General features: G+C 60.3%; 19 protein-coding genes. 8 read left to right on the top strand and 11 right to left on the bottom strand.

Going from position 1 to position 17,520, the window contains the following annotated elements; translation table 11 throughout:
* Positions 1 to 106: 106 nt before the first annotated feature.
* Together QM649_RS07680 and QM649_RS07685 are read left to right on the top strand one after the other, a co-directional pair.
* Complete coding sequence (locus QM649_RS07680; protein WP_415198441.1) at positions 107 to 3,211, top strand: two-component regulator propeller domain-containing protein; 3,105 nt, start codon at positions 107 to 109, stop codon at positions 3,209 to 3,211.
* Positions 3,212 to 3,273: 62 nt separating this feature from the next.
* Positions 3,274 to 3,876: a thioredoxin family protein gene (locus QM649_RS07685; protein ID WP_415198442.1), complete on the top strand. Its 603-nt coding sequence runs from the start codon at positions 3,274 to 3,276 to the stop codon at positions 3,874 to 3,876.
* 77 nt (positions 3,877 to 3,953) lie between these two features.
* Here the strand turns inward: QM649_RS07685 and QM649_RS07690 are convergent, their stop codons facing one another.
* The gene (locus QM649_RS07690; protein ID WP_415198443.1) at positions 3,954 to 4,688 is read right to left on the bottom strand and encodes an SDR family NAD(P)-dependent oxidoreductase; all 735 of its coding nucleotides are present in this window, start codon (positions 4,686 to 4,688) and stop codon (positions 3,954 to 3,956) included.
* Between the two features lie 133 nt (positions 4,689 to 4,821).
* On the opposite strand from QM649_RS07690, the gene QM649_RS07695 reads away from it, so the two are divergent.
* The gene (locus QM649_RS07695; RefSeq protein WP_415198444.1) at positions 4,822 to 5,802 is read left to right on the top strand and encodes an AraC family transcriptional regulator; all 981 of its coding nucleotides are present in this window, start codon (positions 4,822 to 4,824) and stop codon (positions 5,800 to 5,802) included.
* Between the two features lie 109 nt (positions 5,803 to 5,911).
* On the opposite strand, the gene QM649_RS07700 is transcribed toward QM649_RS07695, so the two are convergent.
* From QM649_RS07700 to QM649_RS07720, 5 genes are all read right to left on the bottom strand, one after another.
* The gene (locus QM649_RS07700) at positions 5,912 to 6,241 is read right to left on the bottom strand and encodes a cupin domain-containing protein (RefSeq protein ID WP_415198445.1); all 330 of its coding nucleotides are present in this window, start codon (positions 6,239 to 6,241) and stop codon (positions 5,912 to 5,914) included.
* A 112-nt stretch (positions 6,242 to 6,353) separates the two neighbouring features.
* On the bottom strand, positions 6,354 to 6,779 hold the full coding sequence (locus QM649_RS07705) for an organic hydroperoxide resistance protein (protein ID WP_415198446.1): 426 nt from the start codon (positions 6,777 to 6,779) through the stop codon (positions 6,354 to 6,356).
* A 60-nt stretch (positions 6,780 to 6,839) separates the two neighbouring features.
* Entirely contained in the window at positions 6,840 to 7,412 is a 573-nt protein-coding gene (locus QM649_RS07710) for a hypothetical protein (RefSeq protein WP_415198447.1), read from the bottom strand.
* A gap of 76 nt (positions 7,413 to 7,488) precedes the next feature.
* On the bottom strand, positions 7,489 to 8,070 hold the full coding sequence (locus tag QM649_RS07715; RefSeq protein WP_415198448.1) for a TetR/AcrR family transcriptional regulator: 582 nt from the start codon (positions 8,068 to 8,070) through the stop codon (positions 7,489 to 7,491).
* A gap of 249 nt (positions 8,071 to 8,319) precedes the next feature.
* Positions 8,320 to 8,703, bottom strand: coding sequence for a MarR family winged helix-turn-helix transcriptional regulator (locus QM649_RS07720; RefSeq protein WP_415198449.1), 384 nt, complete (start codon positions 8,701 to 8,703; stop codon positions 8,320 to 8,322).
* Positions 8,704 to 8,819: 116 nt separating this feature from the next.
* Between QM649_RS07720 and QM649_RS07725 the strand changes: the two genes are divergently transcribed.
* Positions 8,820 to 9,548: an SDR family oxidoreductase gene (locus tag QM649_RS07725; protein ID WP_415198450.1), complete on the top strand. Its 729-nt coding sequence runs from the start codon at positions 8,820 to 8,822 to the stop codon at positions 9,546 to 9,548.
* Between the two features lie 4 nt (positions 9,549 to 9,552).
* Here QM649_RS07725 and QM649_RS07730 read toward each other — a convergent pair whose 3' ends face one another.
* The 3 genes from QM649_RS07730 to QM649_RS07740 all read right to left on the bottom strand — a co-directional run bounded on the left by QM649_RS07730 (position 9,553) and on the right by QM649_RS07740 (position 11,355).
* Complete coding sequence (locus QM649_RS07730) at positions 9,553 to 10,071, bottom strand: dihydrofolate reductase family protein (protein WP_415198451.1); 519 nt, start codon at positions 10,069 to 10,071, stop codon at positions 9,553 to 9,555.
* Between the two features lie 21 nt (positions 10,072 to 10,092).
* Entirely contained in the window at positions 10,093 to 10,749 is a 657-nt protein-coding gene (locus tag QM649_RS07735; RefSeq protein ID WP_415198452.1) for a hypothetical protein, read from the bottom strand.
* A gap of 144 nt (positions 10,750 to 10,893) precedes the next feature.
* Positions 10,894 to 11,355 (bottom strand): hypothetical protein, encoded by a 462-nt coding sequence (locus QM649_RS07740; RefSeq protein ID WP_415198453.1) that lies wholly within the window; start codon positions 11,353 to 11,355, stop codon positions 10,894 to 10,896.
* A 538-nt stretch (positions 11,356 to 11,893) separates the two neighbouring features.
* Between QM649_RS07740 and QM649_RS07745 the strand changes: the two genes are divergently transcribed.
* A complete protein-coding gene (locus QM649_RS07745; protein WP_415198454.1) occupies positions 11,894 to 12,217 on the top strand; it encodes a hypothetical protein in 324 nt (107 codons plus the stop codon).
* 392 nt (positions 12,218 to 12,609) lie between these two features.
* Here QM649_RS07745 and QM649_RS07750 read toward each other — a convergent pair whose 3' ends face one another.
* The gene (locus QM649_RS07750) at positions 12,610 to 13,329 is read right to left on the bottom strand and encodes an HXXEE domain-containing protein (RefSeq protein ID WP_415198455.1); all 720 of its coding nucleotides are present in this window, start codon (positions 13,327 to 13,329) and stop codon (positions 12,610 to 12,612) included.
* A gap of 206 nt (positions 13,330 to 13,535) precedes the next feature.
* On the opposite strand from QM649_RS07750, the gene QM649_RS07755 reads away from it, so the two are divergent.
* Together QM649_RS07755 and QM649_RS07760 are read left to right on the top strand one after the other, a co-directional pair.
* Positions 13,536 to 14,501, top strand: a complete 966-nt coding sequence (locus QM649_RS07755; protein ID WP_415198456.1) for an NAD-dependent epimerase/dehydratase family protein — start codon at positions 13,536 to 13,538, stop codon at positions 14,499 to 14,501.
* Between the two features lie 230 nt (positions 14,502 to 14,731).
* Complete coding sequence (locus QM649_RS07760; RefSeq protein ID WP_415198457.1) at positions 14,732 to 16,057, top strand: lactate racemase domain-containing protein; 1,326 nt, start codon at positions 14,732 to 14,734, stop codon at positions 16,055 to 16,057.
* Positions 16,058 to 16,120: 63 nt separating this feature from the next.
* On the opposite strand, the gene QM649_RS07765 is transcribed toward QM649_RS07760, so the two are convergent.
* Positions 16,121 to 16,876, bottom strand: a complete 756-nt coding sequence (locus QM649_RS07765) for a DeoR/GlpR family DNA-binding transcription regulator (protein ID WP_415198458.1) — start codon at positions 16,874 to 16,876, stop codon at positions 16,121 to 16,123.
* Between the two features lie 82 nt (positions 16,877 to 16,958).
* Between QM649_RS07765 and QM649_RS07770 the strand changes: the two genes are divergently transcribed.
* Positions 16,959 to 17,519, top strand: a complete 561-nt coding sequence (locus tag QM649_RS07770; RefSeq protein ID WP_415198459.1) for an NUDIX domain-containing protein — start codon at positions 16,959 to 16,961, stop codon at positions 17,517 to 17,519.
* Position 17,520 lies beyond the last annotated feature (1 nt).

Here is a 17,520-nt window from a genome sequence, read left to right on the forward strand (position 1 = left end):
CTCCCCTCTTTTGAGGGGGTGATGCGCCTTGCAGGAACGGCCTGTTTCCATCATGCTCTTTTTTCATGAAGCTCCTGCACGACGAGGGAGCGGAGGTTCGATCACGATGCGAGTAGCGCGTTGGCTTCAGATGGCGATTCCTGTGCTGTGCATGTGGCTGCTGCCGCCGGCACGGGGATTCGCGGACGAAGGCGCGCAGCATGGCTCGGACTACGTGGAGACCGCATTCACCATCGAGAACGGGCTGCCAGACGACACGATCAATGCCATCACGCAGACGAAGAGCGGGATCCTGTGGGTGGGCACAGGCGGAGGCCTGGCTTCCTTCGATGGCCGCACCTTCACGCACGTCGAGTTGCGCGTGCATGGCGGGGTGCCGCTGACTTCGGTGACGGCGCTGGTGGAGGGCGACGACGGGGATCTGTGGGTGGGCAGCGATGCGGGCATCGTCCGCATACGCCGGGATGAGCTGACCGATCCGGAGATCGGCGCTTCGGCGAGCTACCGGCTGGGCCGCGGGCAGAGCGATGAGATTCTCTCGATCTTCAAGCGCTCGAATGGCGAGATCTGGGCGGGGACGAACCATGCGTTGTATCGCTTCGACGGCCATCAGTTCGTCATCGCCGCGACCAGCATCTATGTCAGCCGCATCAAGGAATCCCACAACGGCCACCTGCTGCTGATTACGGGCAACGGCGCCGAGGAGTACGATGGCTCACCGAACCTGAAGAGCCTGCACGCGGGCGAGAGCGTGGGGGTGAAGGACAACCAGATCTTCGACATCTTCGAGGATGCCGAGGGGCGGCGCTGGTACTGCACGGAGAAGGGCGTATTCGCGCCCGGCGAGCGGAAGTTTCATCATCTGCTGCCGGAGGGACCGGGCACGACGGCGACCTTTCGCGAGGCTACCGATTCCCATGGAACGCCGTGGGTGGCCACGGGCATCGGGCTGTATGCCATTGTGAATGGTCGCCTCGAAGGACCGTCGGATAAGCCGACGCCGCGATCTTTCTACGTGAGCCGAAGCGGAGACCTCTGGATCGGCACGAACGGGCAGGGGCTCTTTCATCTTCAGCGGCGCGCGGTGCAGATGTACACGGCCGCGGATGGGCTGCTCAACGACGCGGTGATGGCGGTGCTCGCGGCAAAGAACGGCGATCTGTGGGTGGGCAACAACTGCGGGCTCGAACGCTTCGACGGCTGGCGCTTTCAGCGCTTCGCGGAAAAGGACGGGCTGAAGAATTCCTGCGTCTGGTCGCTGGCGGAGGACCAGGAACGGAATATCTGGATCGGCACGTATGGCGGCGGCGCGTTTCGCTATCGCGACGGCAGCTTTCGTCAGTTCACGATGGAGCAGGGGCTGGGGAGCAGAATCGTGTTCCGGATCCTGCCCGGCCGCGACGGCTCCCTGTGGTTCGCCACGCCGGATGGCCTCAGCCGGATGGCGGGAGGCTCGTTTCGCAACTACACCATCGCGGACGGCCTCTCCAGCAACCAGGTCTTCGATGTGCATGAGGACCGGCAGGGGACGATCTGGGCGGCGACGCGCGGCGGTGTGGATCGGCTGGAGGGCGACCGCTTTGTGTCTGTGCCTGTCTACTCGCATGACGAGACGGTGCTGGCGCTGCGCTTCTTCGAGGACTCCTCGGGCCATCTCTACACCACCGATCTGCCGAACGGCACGAGCCGCTTCGTCGACAACAGGCTGGTGCATGAGAGCAACTCCGTCTACCTGATGAACATGGTCCAGGGCTCCGACCACAGCCTCTGGTTCAGCAGCCATAGCGGGATCATCCACATGCAGGAAGGCGATCTTGCCGCGCGGCATGATGCGGATCTTCCTCCGAACTTTCAGCAGTTCGGAACGCACGATGGATTGAATTCGATCCAGGCCGGCGCGGGGCAGCCGAATATTGCAGCGACGGCGGACGGCAGGATCTGGACGGCGACGGTGAGAGGCCTGGCGATGATCGACACCGCCGCGCTTCCTCATGTCTCCAGCGCGCCGGAGATCTTTGTGTCACGGGCCTCGATCGATGGCGTGCGCAGCAAGATCGGAGACAGGCTGGTGCTGCGGCCCGGGATTCACCACCTCGAAATGACGCTTGCCGCCGTCGATCTGGCGGCTCCGGAGAAGATCCGGCTCCAGTACCGCATGGAGGGGGTGGATGCGGGCTGGCTGAATGCGGACGATTCGCGAAGCATCGTGTATACGAACATTCCGGCGGGGTCGCATCCGCTGTATGTGCGCGCGACGGACAATGCCGGCAACTGGAGCCAGAGCCGCGCCATCTACGAGGTGACGCAGCAGCCGTACTTCTACCAGTCGAGAGTGGTTCAGCTGGGAGCGCTGGCGGCTGCTTTCCTTCTGCTTGTCTCCACGTACCAGCTGAGGATGAGGCATGTTCTCTCCCAGAGCAGCAGAATTCTGCGAGCGCGCCAGATCGAGCGCGAGACCATTGCGCGCGACCTGCACGACACATTTCTGCAGGGCGTGCAGGGGCTGGTGCTTCACTTCAACGCGGGCACGCGGCAGCTTCCGCCCGGGGAGCCGGTGCGGACCATGTTCGAAGAGGCACTGCGCCAGTCCGATCGCGTGCTGCTGGAAGGCCGCGGCCTGCTGCTCCGGCTCACGAGCGAGAAGGTCTCCTCGCAAAGCCTTGCGGAGGGATTCACCGAGGTGGGGCGGGCTCTCGAGAACCTGAGCGATGCGGAGTTCAGCGTGCGCATGCATGGAGGCGAGAGAGAGATCAATCGCGTCGTCCACGAAGAGCTCTTTCAGTTAGGGCGCGAGGCGATCTTCAATGCGTTTCGCCACGCCAGGGCGAAGCAGATTGCGGTCGTGCTGAATTTCGGCGTATCTGGACTGCAACTGCAGGTGACGGACGATGGCGTGGGTATCGATCCGGTGGTGCTCGAATCGGGAGCGGCGCCCGGACACCTGGGGCTGCTGGGGATCCGAAGCCGCGCGGAGCGAGCCGGCGGCAGCGTGGAGATTCACAGCAGGCGGGGCGCGGGCACCGAGATCTCGGTGAGGGTTCCGCGGGAGATTGCGTATCGCGAGGAGATGGCGCATCGGGTCCCGGGCAGTGCGGCTCTGGGGCATGTGGCTCTGGGGCATGTGGCTTTGAGATGGGTCGGCAGCCTGCTGTCGCGGCTCCGCTTCCGCTTCCGGAGCGGAGCGGGGAGAGATGGCCGCGTGCGCACCTGATGGCGGCGTGCCGGCGTGGGGATACAATCGACACACCGCATTCCTCTTCTCCGGAGAACGCCTTGCTTTCTGCCATGTTTTTGAAGGCCCGCCGCAAGGGCATGATTGCCGCCGCCATGGTGCTGGCTGCCGCGCCGCTTCCGCTCTCTGCTTCGAGCGCCGACGCAGGCACATCGACGTCCGCGATCCTGAGCCAGGCTGAGAGCCAGGCCCATGCCGAGCACAAGAACATCCTGGTGGATTTCAGCGCTTCGTGGTGTGGCAACTGCCGTCTCTATGACCGCTTCCTCGCCGACCCGCAGATGCGTCCGATCCTCAGCCGCGCTTTCGTCTTCGTCACGCTCGATACCGGTGAGCGTGAGGGCGATCCGAAGCACGCGAACACGCCCGGCGGCGTGGACTTTGAAAGCTCCATCGGCGGTAAGAATGAAGGCTTTCCGTGGCTGGTGATGCTCGATGCGGATGGCAAGCCGATCGTGAGCTCGGACCGTCCTGATCCGAGGGCGAAGAGCGGCAAGGACAACATCGGCTACCCGGTTGCGCCGGAGGAGGTCGACTGGTTTGTCGAGATGCTTCGCCGCGCTGCGCCGCAATTGAATCCGCAGGACCTGGCCAGCGTTCACGAGTGGCTTACCGCGCGCGCCGCTCCGCTGCTGCATCACTAAGAGACCTGGGTCATCCAGGCAAAGCCCGGCGGAGAGGGAATGCGCTCTTTGCCGGGCGTTGCTGTGATGCGCCGATGTCAGATAGCCGAGAAGCCGCCGTCGACGTTCAGCTCGACGCCGTTCACGAAGCTTGAGTCGTCGGAAGCAAGGAACAGCGCGACCGTCGCGATTTCCTCCGGTTGCCCCATCTTTCCCCGCGGGATGAGGGACTCGAACATCTCCTTCGCCTCCTTCGTAAGAACTTCTTCCTGCATCGGAGTGGCGATCGGGCCGGGCCCCAGCACGTTCACGCGGATATTTCTGCCCTTCAGTTCGTTGAGCCACGTGCGTGCGAAGGAGCGCAGCGCCGCCTTGCTCGCCGCATACACGCCGAAGCCGGGAAAGCCTTTGATGGATGCGACGGAGCCGGTCATGATGATCGATCCGCCATCGCGGAAGAGCGGCAACGCCTTCTGCACCGTAAACAGCGTTCCGCGCGCATTCAGGCCGAAGATTGCATCGAAGTGCTGCTCGGTGACTGTGCCCAGGGGTGCGGCCTCGCCCCAGCCTGCGCTCGCGAACAGGATGTCGATGCTGCCCTTTTCCCGCTTGACCGTATCGAACAGGCGGTCGAGGTCGTCGAGATTGGCCGCGTCCCCGCGCACGCCGGTTACGTTGCGGCCAATCAGCCTGACGGCCTCATCGAGCTGTTCCTGCCTGCGACCGGTGATGAACACGTAGGCGCCCTCTTCGACGAAGCGCCTTGCGCTCGCCAGCGCCATGCCGCTCGAGCCACCCGTGATGACTGCGACCTTACCTTCCAGCTTTCCCATAACTACTCCTTCCGCAAATGTGTTTCGACAGACGTGTAGGATTCCCTACAGAGGAGTAGATTTCTCTGGTGCTGGACGAGAACTGCTCGAAAGTCCGAAGATTTTGTCTATTCGTCCAAACGGAGAGGCTGCATTGGACCCGATCACCGACATCTTTAGAACGATGCACGTGACCGCTTTCGGTCTGCACAGGCTTGAAGCCACTGCACCGTGGGGCGTGAAGCAGGAAAACCGGGGTAAAGAAAAGGCTGCGCCTTCGGGCAAAAAGAGTGTCCGCACCGATCTGGCGCACTTCGCCATGCTTTCGCGCGGCAACTGCTGGCTGAGCGTGGAAGGGATTGCGGAGCAGATTCCTCTCACCGGCGGTGATTGCTTTTTGCTGGCCAAGGGAACTTCGATTGTCTTGCGCGACAGCCCGCGGACACGTCCGAAGTGGAGCTTCAGCGAGATCGGGGCGAAGGCCAACGGCAATGTCGCTCTTTACGGCGGCGGTGGCGCAGCGACGACGATCGTCTGCGGCTCCCTAAGTTTCGATCACGCCAGCCTGAAGCCGATCACCCAGCTGCTGCCGAACTTCATCCTGATCAAGGCCGACCAGGCACGCACGCTTGCGCTTCATCTCACCATGCAGGCGCTGGCGTCAGAGATGGTCGAGCAGGCTCCGGGATCGGAAGTGGTCGCGGCGCGGCTTGCCGAGATCCTCTTTGTCCAGGCGCTCCGGGCGCATATCGCGTCGCGGCCGGAGCGCAACGGAGGATGGCTTCGTGCGATCTTCGATCCTCAAATCGGCACTGCGCTGCATGCGGTTCACGACCGCGTGAGTACGCCGTGGACGGTCGAGTCCCTGGCCACCGCGGCGGGCATGTCCCGCTCCGCATTTGCCGCGCGATTCAAAGAGCTGCTGGGACAAACGCCGCTGGAATACGTGACCGAGTGGCGGATGCAGAAGGCGATGCAGCTGCTGGAGCAGCGTGACAGGAAGCTCATCGACGTGGCCCGGTCGGTCGGTTACGAGTCCGACGCTGCATTCAGCAAGGCGTTCAAGCGAGTTGTGGGGGCCAACCCCGGGGAATATCTCAGGCGTGGCCTTGAGGGCCACGCCAGCGCGGGATAAGGAACGATTTGTAACGCGGAGGATGAGTCATCGCGATCGCCGCCGGTGAGATGGGATCTCGATACCGGCTCCTCGTTCTGGTACGCCGTTCCTTATTGTTCGCGCGGCTTCAGGGCCAAGTCGTGTTGGGTTCGCCGACCTTTACCGTGTATGCGATCACGAAGCGCATCGGTTCGGTCGCGCTGCCGTTGCGGCTTACGCGATGAAAGCTTGCCTTGTCCTGAAAGCCCTGGCCGGCGACGATGATTTCTTCGGGGTTGTCATCGAAGGCCGACACCATCGTGCCTTCGAGCACGTATCCGATACCTGGAACCGGATGCGCGTGGCCGCTGCCGTCCGCGCCTGCCGGATAGGTGATGAGGAGCAGGCGCGTCTCCCAGCCGGGCATGCCCTCGACGGCGGCGGTTTGCAAAAGCGTGCGCGTGATCTCAGAGCTCATACGATTCTCCTCGTACTGCGAAGGGGCGCCGATGAAGCGGCGGCTGCGGGATGGCGTTCATGGCCGGCGCACGATGGTGTGTGCCGGCCATGAACAGCGAATCAAATCGAGGTTAGAGCAGGTTTACGGCCACATCCACATTGTTGCGCGTGGCGTTGGAGTAGGGGCAGATCTGGTGTGCGAGATCGACGATCTGCCGCGCCAGCGTAGGTTCGATCTCGGGCAGGCGAATGCCGAGCTCGGCCGTGATTCCGTATCCGCCTTCCGAGCGGGCGCCGATTCCGACGGCCGCTGTGACGGTGGCATCGGAGGGGATCCTGACCTTCAATTGCTGGCCTGCGACCTTGACCGCGCCGAGAAAGCACGCCGCGTAGCCCGCTGCGAAAAGCTGCTCAGGGTTGGTGCCTTCGCCTCCAGGACCGCCGAGCTCTTTGGGAACGGCGAGCTGCAGATCGATCTTGCCATCCTCGGTGCGGGTTCTTCCATCCCGGCCGCCTACGGCGGTGGCTGAGGTTTTATATTTCACGTCGACAGACATACTGTTCTCCTTGTTGTGAATCGTGGTTGTGATGAATCATCGAAGACAGGCAGCGCCGCGTCAGTTTGCTTCGAGCGTTGTGGACTTCGAAAGCTTGCGCGTGAGCAGGATTCCGCCGATGAGGAAGTAGAGGGCTCCGAAGGTGGCGTAGCCGCCGACATCCTTGATGTGGCGCTTATCCCAGAGTCCTCCGAGGAAGTAGGCGACGCCCGCGATCATCGACTGCGCGCCGCTGAGGATCATCGCCCACTGGCCGCCTCCCAGCTGCCTGCGCCGGATGAGGCCGAGGACCAGCTGCAGCAGGCCGGCGCCGAAGGCCCACAGGCCGAAGACCGCGACCGCGTAGATCGGCTGATGAAAAACGGTGAGGCCGATACCGAGCGCGGCGCCGACTCCCAGCAGTGCGTTGATGATCTGCGAGGTGCGGGCGCTGCCCGATCGGCTCGAGGTGTTGAGGTCGTAGATGGTGCAGGCGACGTCCCACAGCGGGTAAAGGAAGAAGAGGACGGCGGCGAGCAGGGGCTGCCGCATTGCGGTGGTGATGACAACGGCCGCCCACACCACCTGGAATGCGGTACGAACGAAGTAGAGGTTGCGTAAAGAACGTGTGGAGTCGAGGGATATGGTTTCCATTTAAATTCTCACTATCTTCTAGTTGGTAGGGCGATGAGGTCGAGGAGGCCTGCTGTCTTGCAGCCTCCAGATCGGCTCAGGATTTCGTGGCGGAAATACGGCTCAGGGCGGTTTGCGCGAGCGACCGGAAGATGTCGCTGTTGCTGGTTGCGCGCGCGGAGAGCATGGCGCCGTGCAGCACGGCGATCAGCAGTTGCGCCTCGGTTGCAACGGTGCTCTGAAGATGTACGGTGCGTGCTCGCGAGCCGGCTTTGAGGGTGCGTTCAAACCACTCGGTGAGCATGGAGAAATGGAGACGGACTTCGGTCTGAACTTCTTCCGGCAGCGAGGGCATCTCCGCGCCCAGCAGCGCGCCAATGCAGAACGAGAGGCTGCTGTCCTCGATGCATCCCTCCCAGAAGCGGAAGTAGTTGCGGATGCGTACCAGGGGGTTCTCCGTGTGGGTGTCGAGCGCCTTCATGGCGTCCGAGATCCTGGAGCGATGGCGCCTCAGGACAGCGACGACGAGACCGGCCTTGGTGGGGAAGTGGTGATGGATGCTGGCTTTGCGAATTTTCACCGTCTCCGCGATATCGGCGTAGCTGAAGGCGGAATACCCCCGGTCGATGAGGAGGGCGTTGGCCGTGTCGAGGATCCGTTCTGCTGTTTCACCTTGCATATTCTCTAGACTACCAACTAGTAGGATTGGATGCAGGATTTTTTGCGCGGCTGGAATTTTGCGGCCGTTCTGGTTCGCAGCAGGGAGTTCCGAGGCGGCCCGATGTGCCCTGGACTGGTTTAGCCGAGAGCTTTAGAGCGTATTCACGGATTGCGCCACAAAACTTGTCATTTCTCTACTCCGCTCCGGTCGGAATGGCAAGCCAGCTGGTAAAACTTTTGGTTTTGTCCTCTCTATCTGTGGATACACCTAAGCCTCTTCTGTGAGGAGGGTATGGATGTCGACGATGGTCTCTTTCTGCGGATCGGTGAGACGAGCGAGCAGGTGACGCCGTATGGCGTCTGCGTGGATGGGTCTTGCCGCATCCAGCTTTGCCTTGCCTTCCTTCGTCAGCACGACGAAGACGACACGCTGGTCCGCTTCCTTGCGAAGGATCAGCTGCCTTTGCTGCATGCGCGTGAGGTGATGCGAGAGGCGGCTCTTGTCCCAGCCGAGCGACTCCGCCAGCGACTGCTGCCGCATCTTTCCGTCTCCGAGATCGGCCAGGCGGGACAGCACGCCGAAATCGGAGCCGGAGAGACCGGTTGCGGCAGAGATTTCCCGCTCGATTTTTTCCAGAGAGAGCTGCCCCATCCTCTTGAATGCGTGCCAGATTTTGATTTCGCGAGGAGAGAGAGGTTTGACGGGCATGAGGACAGACTAGTGTATCTGGGTTGACGTGACAACCTCGTGGATGTAGCGTGGTTGACATGACAACCATTCAAAATCGCGTCGCACTTGTTACCGGAGCGAACAAAGGCATCGGCAAAGCTATCGCCAGGGGGCTGGCGCAGAGGGGGCTCACCGTTTTTCTTGGAGCGCGGAATCGGGAACGGGGCGAAGCCGCTGCGGAGGAGCTCAAGGCCGTAGGGGATGTGCGTTTTGTGCCGATCGATGTTACGGATGCCGACTCTGTGGCGAACGCGAAGCGGGTGATCGAGGCAGAGGCTGGGCGGCTGGATGTGCTCATCAATAACGCGGGTATTGGTGCTGCGCCCGGTTCCAGATTCCATACCCCGCAGGAAGAGACGGCGGAAAACCTGCGTGCCGTCTACGAGACGAATGTATTTGCTATCGTGACGGTTACGAATGCCTTGCTTCCGCTTCTTCTGAAATCCGATGCGGCGCGCATTGTGAACGTGACGAGCAAACGCGGATCGCTTGGCGAGGAGGGCGCGTGGGTGGGCCAGCCGAACATGACGTACTCCAGCTCGAAGACCGCTCTCAACGCGATCACCGTCCATTATGCCCGCAGCCTTGCTGGGACCAGCGTGAAGGTGAACGGAGCGGCGCCCGGGCATGTGGCGACGGACTTCAACGGCTTCCGGGGGACGCGCACGCCGGAACAGGGAGCGGAGGTGGCGATTCGTCTGGCCGAGCTGGACAGTGACGGGCCGAGCGGCCTTGTATTCGAAGATGATCGGCAGCTTGCGTGGTAGCCGGTCAGTATTGGACCGCGTAGTTCAGGAGCACTCGTCCGGAGCGATGGGATTTGTGATCGAGCAGTTCGAGCGTGGTCTGTTCATGGCCTGCGGGCAGCAGCGGTACGCCGGTTCCCAGAAGAACAGGGATGATTGCTACCTCGATGGAATCGACTGCGTGGAGTTTGAGAAGCGAGCGAAAGAGATGGCCTCCACCGAAGAGCCAGATGTCCTTCTTCGATTGCGCTCGCAGGCCTGCCACGGCATCGCGCGTGAGGTGCGAAATGATCGCGATATTGGGCGCATCGTTTGCGCGCAGGGTCTGCGATGCGACTACGATCTTCGATCCTTGTGTGCCGAACTGCTCAAAGCCTGAGCGTGCCGCCTCGTAGGTCTTCCGGCCCATGAGCAGGATGTCGAACCTCGACCAGATTTCTGCGAAGTTGGTTTCGGGGTCGGCGCCGATCCAGTCGGCCTCGCCGTTCGGGCCGGCGATGTATCCATCGAGGCTCATGGCTACGGAGTAGCAGATTTTTTGCACGCTGCAGCGCCTCCTCGCCGCTCACGGCCGAGAGGCCGGAAGGTCCTTGATGGCTGGCAGAGCCGTGAGGAAGTGATATTCGCCGTCGAGCACTCCTGAAGCCTTGCCTGCTTCCGCGGCCCGAGGATCGTCGATGAATTGCCTGGCGGTCTTCACGCTGTCGATTTGAAAGAGGAAGAAGATGTTGTTCGGCTCTCCGAGGCTGGCCCACATGTTCCGCAGGTGAAGGCCGGCGTCTTCCTGGGCAGCGCGATGCGAGCGAAAGACCTTGTGCCAGGCCGCCAGATCCTGCACGCGATTGCGGCATAGCATGTAGTCGCTGCGGCGGTCTGTGTTTCGATTCATCCAGAGCATGAGTGAGAGGTTTACGGCCGCGAAGACGAGAGGCCCATAGGCGCGGCCGGGCTGGTGAAGCTCGAAGCCGACGACCGCGTCGAATAGCTGGACCAGGGTCATGGTGACAGCCAGCGCGCTCACGCCCTGGCGGGATCGCAGGAAGAGTGCGTACAGGACTGCGAGCGGGAGAGCGACGCTGCGCGAGGCCGCATAAAGGGCGTATTCATGCCCGCCCGCCATGTGCAGAGAGAGCAGCGAGAAGGCTGCGCTGACCAGCGCGCTGAAAAGGGTGAATGCCGCGCATGTCCAGAATGCCGGTCCGGAAGCGGGATTTGATCTCATGGGGCAGCATTCTATGCCCGATGGCTTCCGGAGTTCCTGCAAATTTCTGTTACAGGTTGGGGAGGGGATTGCTGGGGAGGCGCCGGCTTCCTGTCATGAAGAGCCACGACGCCTTCGCGGGCTCGCTCACGGCGCAACGAGCAGCTATCGCGACAAGATAGCCAGGTCGATAAGAATGGCGATGGTTACAAGGTCGAAGAGCAGGTGCAGTGTGTCCGGACGAATGCCATGACGATGCGGCAAAAAAGAGTGGGTGCCTGCGTACATGGTCCTGTAGCGAGCGACGAGCGCGGGGTCTGCGCGAACGAGGTACGGGAACCACCAGGCCTTGAACGAGCCGTAGCAGGCAAGCCCGTAGGTGATGCAAAGCCACCAGAAGACCCATCCGGGAAGGTGCCTGCCAAAGGAGACGGCCGTGGCGATCAGTCCTACTGCGACCGGAGCGAGGTTGAGCAACGTCGTGGCAAGCAGTTTGCCGGTCGGAAATGCTACTCGTATGCCTCTTACGTTGTTGAGGGAGCCCAGAGGAATCCAGTTATGGAGCGATACGAAGAGCACGACAAAGCACTGGAGGGCGAGCAACACGATCATTGCGGTGGCATGCATGGGTTACCGCCTTCGGATACAGTGTGGAGCCGGTTTGCCGTGTATCGCCACGGGCAGGAGTGCCCAGAATCATACATCTCGTTCGAGGTTTGTCGCGATGCCTCTCAAGAACATGACTTAGTCCGTAATGACATGCGTAGTCTTTGGCAGTTGGTGGATTGCCGAGGAGAACGGCGACTTGTTGGTATTTATCAAGCCTGGGCTCGACCAGCGAAAAGTGTCGCACTCGAGCCAGCAGAAGGCTTGTATCGGTTACCCGTCGGGTGGACAATAGGTTCGAAGTTCGGACGGAGACGCGGACAGCGCCGCCGGTCAACGAGTACACAGTCATAACCATATGGGAATTCACATGCCACTCAAAGCGCCGCCAGTCTTCCGACCGAGCAATACACTGCCTATCCTGCCTAAGATGGGGCCACCCGCCTTCAGGCCGCAGGCTGCAGTGCCAACGCAGGAGAGACCTTCCGCCCCCGCAGTTTACCGGCCTATGTTACTGGCGTCCCAGATGGCATCAGGAGTCTCTGCGATAAAGCAGCAGATGGCGATTCAGCGTTCAAGAGGGGTTGGCGGTGGTAAGGGAGGTCTTGGCTATGGCGACGTTGGAGGGGGCGATCAAGAGCTGAATCAGGAAGCTCTTCAAAGAGTTGGTCTCGCGGGAGTCAAGGGACATAAAAAGGGTAAGAAAGGATCTCGCGTTTCGGGACAGACGAAGATAGAAACAGCAAAATTTGTTGAGGCACGGAAAGAAATTCAAGGAGAACGGAAGGCTCAAGTGCAGGACTGCCGACAGTTTCATAAGAGAAGAAATCTTGGCGAGGAATGTCCCAGTTGCAGGAAAGTCGTCGACGGCAAAATGATTTAAGTCGAACCTCCTGCTCGCCGCAGAAATTAAGCTGTTACCCGTCGCAGCGGACTCTCCAACTCAAGACTGGTTTGCGGGAAACAGGAAATCCGGCTCAACTATTTCTACCGATGCTGCTTACAGTCGGGCCAAGCGCTTTGATCGATCCCTTTGAGGGGAAGCCAAACGGCTACGCCAAGCATGGCCACGAACATGGGGGCGACGAGCGCCATGGAGTCATACCTGGGGGCGAACACGGCGAGAAGGCTCTTTATGACGAAGCCTGCGCCGCCCAGTAACAACAAGCCTCCAGGCGTGCGGGAAAGATAGCTGCTGCGACCGAGACTCTAAGTGCCTAGCCACATTGCATCGTTTTCCAGCGATGGCACGGCTGCCCAGAGTGTCACAGCGTGTTACCTGAGAAATCTCGCATAGTAGCCCGGGGCAAAACTGTATGGATTCTCGCGGGTGCCCAGAAACTTCGGAGGCAGGAAAATGATGCCGCTCAAGACAAGAAGGATTCCCAGTGCGGTCCACCAGTCGCGCCCGGAAAGATGAGAATGCAGCAGAGAAAAGACGCCAGCGAGAAAGAGGGGAAAAAAGCCGATCAGGACGGTGGCAAATCCGGGGTTGTAGATCGTGCGCTTGCCCTGTGGCTTGAACTTTCGATACATCTCATAGCCGAAATAGAGGTGCATTGCTGTCTCGGCGAAGGCGAAGAATGTCTGGCTTAGCAGCACTCCAGGAGTAACGCCAACATAGAGCAGGATGATGCCAAACCACATAGCTCCGAACACCGTGATCATGTCGGTTAGCTGGTTCATGGGATAGCGATCCGGAAGGTCTGATTTCCCCATCACCCAGTTGTACTCGTATCCAAAACCACCTGGAATCCGCCACTCTTCCCACGCATGCAGAGGCACGAGCACGTAGGTAAACGCGACAATTTTCTGTGCCGTAGACCAGTTCTCTCGATGGGTTGCCAACGCGAACAACACCCCGCCACCCAGAAGAAGCATGACGTAAAGCCATATCGATTTCGACCAAAGCCTAAGGAACACAAAATCTCCGCTCACCAGGAGAATAGAACGGCTTTCTCCAAAACTCCGAATTTCTCTGAGCTTTTTAGCCACTTACGATGGATGCCTCTCACGCTTGGCGATACGCGTGACGAGTAACGCTCTTCAGGGAAGCAAACGGACCATTGCTGCCATAAGCCTACTTGTCGTTATCAATTCCACATAGTGCCAGCGGGAATGCGGATTGTGGCGAAACATCAAACCACGTTGACGAAACCTCGTCTGCCTAGTTGGAATAAGGAGCAGGAGCAAAGATAAAGATGGCAAGGATCGTTGTAATCGGAGGGAGCGGTCACGTTGGGACTTACCTCTTGCCTGCGCTTGTGGAACGAGGGCATGAGGTGGTGAATGTGAGCCGCGGTAAAGCCGCTCCCTATCGCGAAGATCGCGCCTGGGAGAGCGTCCAACAGGTTGTGGCTGATCGAAAGGCAGAAGAAGCGGAGGGCGAGTTCGGCTCACGAATCGCTGATTTGGATGCCGATATTGTCGTGGACATGATCTCCTTTGAGCTGGAGGGAGCGCAGCAAGTCGTCGAAGCTCTGCGTGGCAAGATCGAGCACTATCTGTTTTGCAGCTCCATCTGGGTCTATGGTCATCCGACCACTGTCCCGTCAATTGAAACAGACCCGATGAATGCCATAGACGAATACGGCATCAACAAGGCCAAGATCGAGCGGTGGCTGATTCAGAAGGCACGGAGAGATGGTTTTCCCGCCACAGCATTCCGACCGGGGCACATCGTTGGGAAAGGGTGGGTGCCAATCAACCCGCTGGCCAATCCAAATCCTGAGGTCTTCTCGCGCATTGCGCACGGTGAGGAACTCGCCCTTCCAAATCTCGGGCTAGAGATGGTGCATCACGTCCATGCAGACGACGTTGCGCAGTGGATCATCCGAGCAATCGAGAGTAGGGCTGCGTCGATTGGTGAGGTTTTCAACACCGTATCGGAACACGCTCTTACGCTTCGTGGCTACGCAGAGGCAATGTTTCGCTGGTTCGGTCATGAGCCTCGACTGACCTTCCTGCCGTTTGAAAAATGGAAGCAAGGGCTGTCAGAAACGGACGCGCATTCATCCTGGGGGCACATCATGCGAAGCTCGTGCATTTCCATCGAAAAAAGCCGTACGAGGCTTGGATACAGTCCGCGCTTCACAAGTATTGAGGCCATCAAGGAGTCCGTGGTGGCTCTCATCGCATCCGGTAAAGTCTCCGTTCCGGGGAGGTAAGTCTCGACAAACGGCCTTCCGGGAAATAGTGGCAGGTTGTATCTCTTCTTACACGCCGGCATGTTCTCGCTGATCGGGATGCGCGTGCGCGGCGATGGCTTCAGGAGGGACGGCTGGGCGTCTCCGGCTCTTGCCGTACGGATGGGTAGCGGCCTGCGGTCTGGCGAGGTCATCCGGGATTGCGAGCCTGTAGGATGGACGCATATTCGTTTTCGAAGGAGTCCTCGCCCGTGCCCTGGTTCACCCTGCAAGCCGATGCCATTGCTGAAGCGCAGATTCAAGAAGTGGCCATCCGTCTCGTTGAGGAAGCGCAGGCGCGCATTGCGCCGAAGCTCGATCGTGTGCTGCTGCTGCCGCCTGATTTGACGCGTGCGCATTCGGGTGTGGGGCGGATTACGGAGTGGGTCTACCAGGAAGTGATGCGCCGGAACCCGGATGCCTATGTGCGGGTGATCCCTACGCTGGGGCAGCATGTGCCTCACACGGAAGCCGAGAACAAGTGGATGTTCGGCTCGATTCCGAATGAGATCATTCTGCCGCATGACTGGCGGAAAGGGGTCTCCCATGTCGGCACGATTCCGGCTTCGCTGGTGGAAGAGACTACTGGCGGCGTGGCCGACTGGGAGATCCCGGTCGACCTGAACGCGACGCTGATGGACGAGAAGTGGGACCTGATCGTGAACCTGGGCCATGTTGTGCCGCATGAGGTCCTGGGTTTCGCGAACCATAACAAGAACTACTTCATCGGGCTGGGCGGCAAGGAGACGATCTGCGCCTCGCATATCGCAGCCGCGGTGTATGGCATCGAGAACAATCTCGGATGCCTCGTGACACCGCTTCGCGCCTGCTATAACTACGCGGAGGAGACGCTGCTCGGCGATCTTCCTGACGTCTATCTGCAGATTGTGATGCAGCGCGATGCCGAGAACCGGCTGGTGACGAGCGGCCTGTTCGTGGGCGACGATCTCGAAACCTATCTGCAGGCCGCTCGTCTGTCTCGCGAGCAGAATATTACCGTCTTCGAGAAGCCGGTGAAGAAGATGGTCGCCGTCATGCAGCCGGACGAGTTCCGCGCGACGTGGGTTGCGAATAAAGCGGTGTATCGCACGCGCATGGCGATTGCCGACGGCGGCGAACTGCTGATCATCGCGCCTGGGGTGGAGCGATTCGGTGAGCAGCCGGAAGTGGATGCGCTGATTCGGAAGTATGGATACAAGGGAACGCCGCGCACGCTGGCGTTATACAAGACGGAAGCGGATATGCAGGCGATTCCGCATGGCGTGGCGCACCTGATTCATGGCTCGAGCGAGGGGCGGTTTACGATCACGTACGCGCCGGGGCCGAAGATCAGCAGGGAAGAGATTGAGCAGGTAGGCTACGCGTACGCGGATGCCGAAGCGATGCAGCGGCGCTATGATCCGAAAACGATGAAGGAAGGCTGGAACACCCTGCCGGATGGCGAGGAGGTGTTCTATATCTCCACGCCGAGTGCGGGACTGTGGGCCACGGACGCGAAATTGAACAACGCGGCCCGGCGCGAACTGGCTGCGTTGTAGGGCCGTTCGCGTTTTCCATCGGCGACGTTCTCGTCGCTTGCGGGCTGCGGATGAGAGACCCGGTCATGCACGGACTGCATGGATGCCGAGTTTCTTGTACGGGCGGATCATTGCGTCGGACACGTGCGCTTCCGTGATGATGCCGGTGACCTGGCTTAGCTCCAGCACCTTGAACGGCGATGCCGCATTCAGTTTTTCGGCCGAGGCCAGCACGTAGGTCTCGGCGGCGGCATGGCTCAAGGCGCGTTTTACGCCAGCCTCTTCGAAGTCTCCGGTCGTCAGTCCTGTTTGCGGATGGACGCCGGTCACGCCCATGAAGAAGATGTCGGCGCGGATGGCCTTTATGCCCTCAAGGCAGGCGGCGCCGACAGCGACCACCGAGTGCTTGAAGAGCCGTCCTCCGAGCAGAATTACTTCGAGAGAAGGATGGTACAGAAGCTCAAGCGCGATGGTGGGGCTATGCGTGACGACTGTGGCTTTGAGTTCATGCGGCAGATGTCTGGCGATCTCCCTTGACGTCGTTCCGCCATCCAGAATGATGACCTGTCCCTGCTGAACCATCGCGGCCGCCGCGCGGCCGATCGCCACTTTCCCTTCGTGCCTTATCTCTTCTCTTGCTGCAAAATCGCCCATCGCCGGGGATGCGGGCAACGCTCCACCATGCACGCGAAGCAACAGGCCATCCTGGGCCAGCTCGCGCAAATCGCGGCGGATGGTGTCTTCCGAGACGCCTAACTCCTCGCTCAGTTCTTTCGCTACGAGTTTGCCATCCTGCTTAAGGCGTGTGAGCAACTGCTGTTTGCGGTACGATGTGAGCATGCGACCTCATGCACGATAATACTTGACGTTGCACGAAATTGCACGTTAATGTCTGGGCATGCAAAATGTCCGAGTAAAAGAAGTGCGGGTTCTTTCCGATGACTGGTATGTGCTGAAGAAGACGCGATTCGAGCATCGGCGGCGTGACGGGTCGTGGCAGGAGCTAACGCGGGAAACCTATGACCGCGGCAATGGAGCAACGATGCTTCTCTACAATCTCGAACGAAACAGCGTGATCCTCACGCGCCAGTTTCGTTACCCGGCGTACGTGAATGGGCACGACGGCATGCTGATTGAGGCTGCTGCCGGTCTTCTGGATGAGGCGAGCCCGGAGGAGCGTATCCGCGCCGAGGTGGAAGAAGAGACGGGCTTTCAGGTTGAGAATGTCACCCGCGTTTTCGATGCCTTCATGAGCCCGGGCTCGGTGACGGAGCGGCTGCATTTCTTTGTCGGCTCCTACACGCCGGACGGCAGAATTGGATCGGGCGGCGGGAACGTAGCGGAGGGTGAGGATATCGAAGTGCTCGAGATGTCCCTGAGCGATGCGCTCTCAGGCATCGACTCGGGCCTGATACAGGATGGCAAGACCATCATGTTGCTGCAGTACGCAGCTCTGCATCTTTTTGCGAAAAGGACGCAATAAC

The sequence above is a fragment of the Silvibacterium sp. genome (assembly GCF_047605705.1).
GTDB lineage: Bacteria > Acidobacteriota > Terriglobia > Terriglobales > Acidobacteriaceae > Silvibacterium.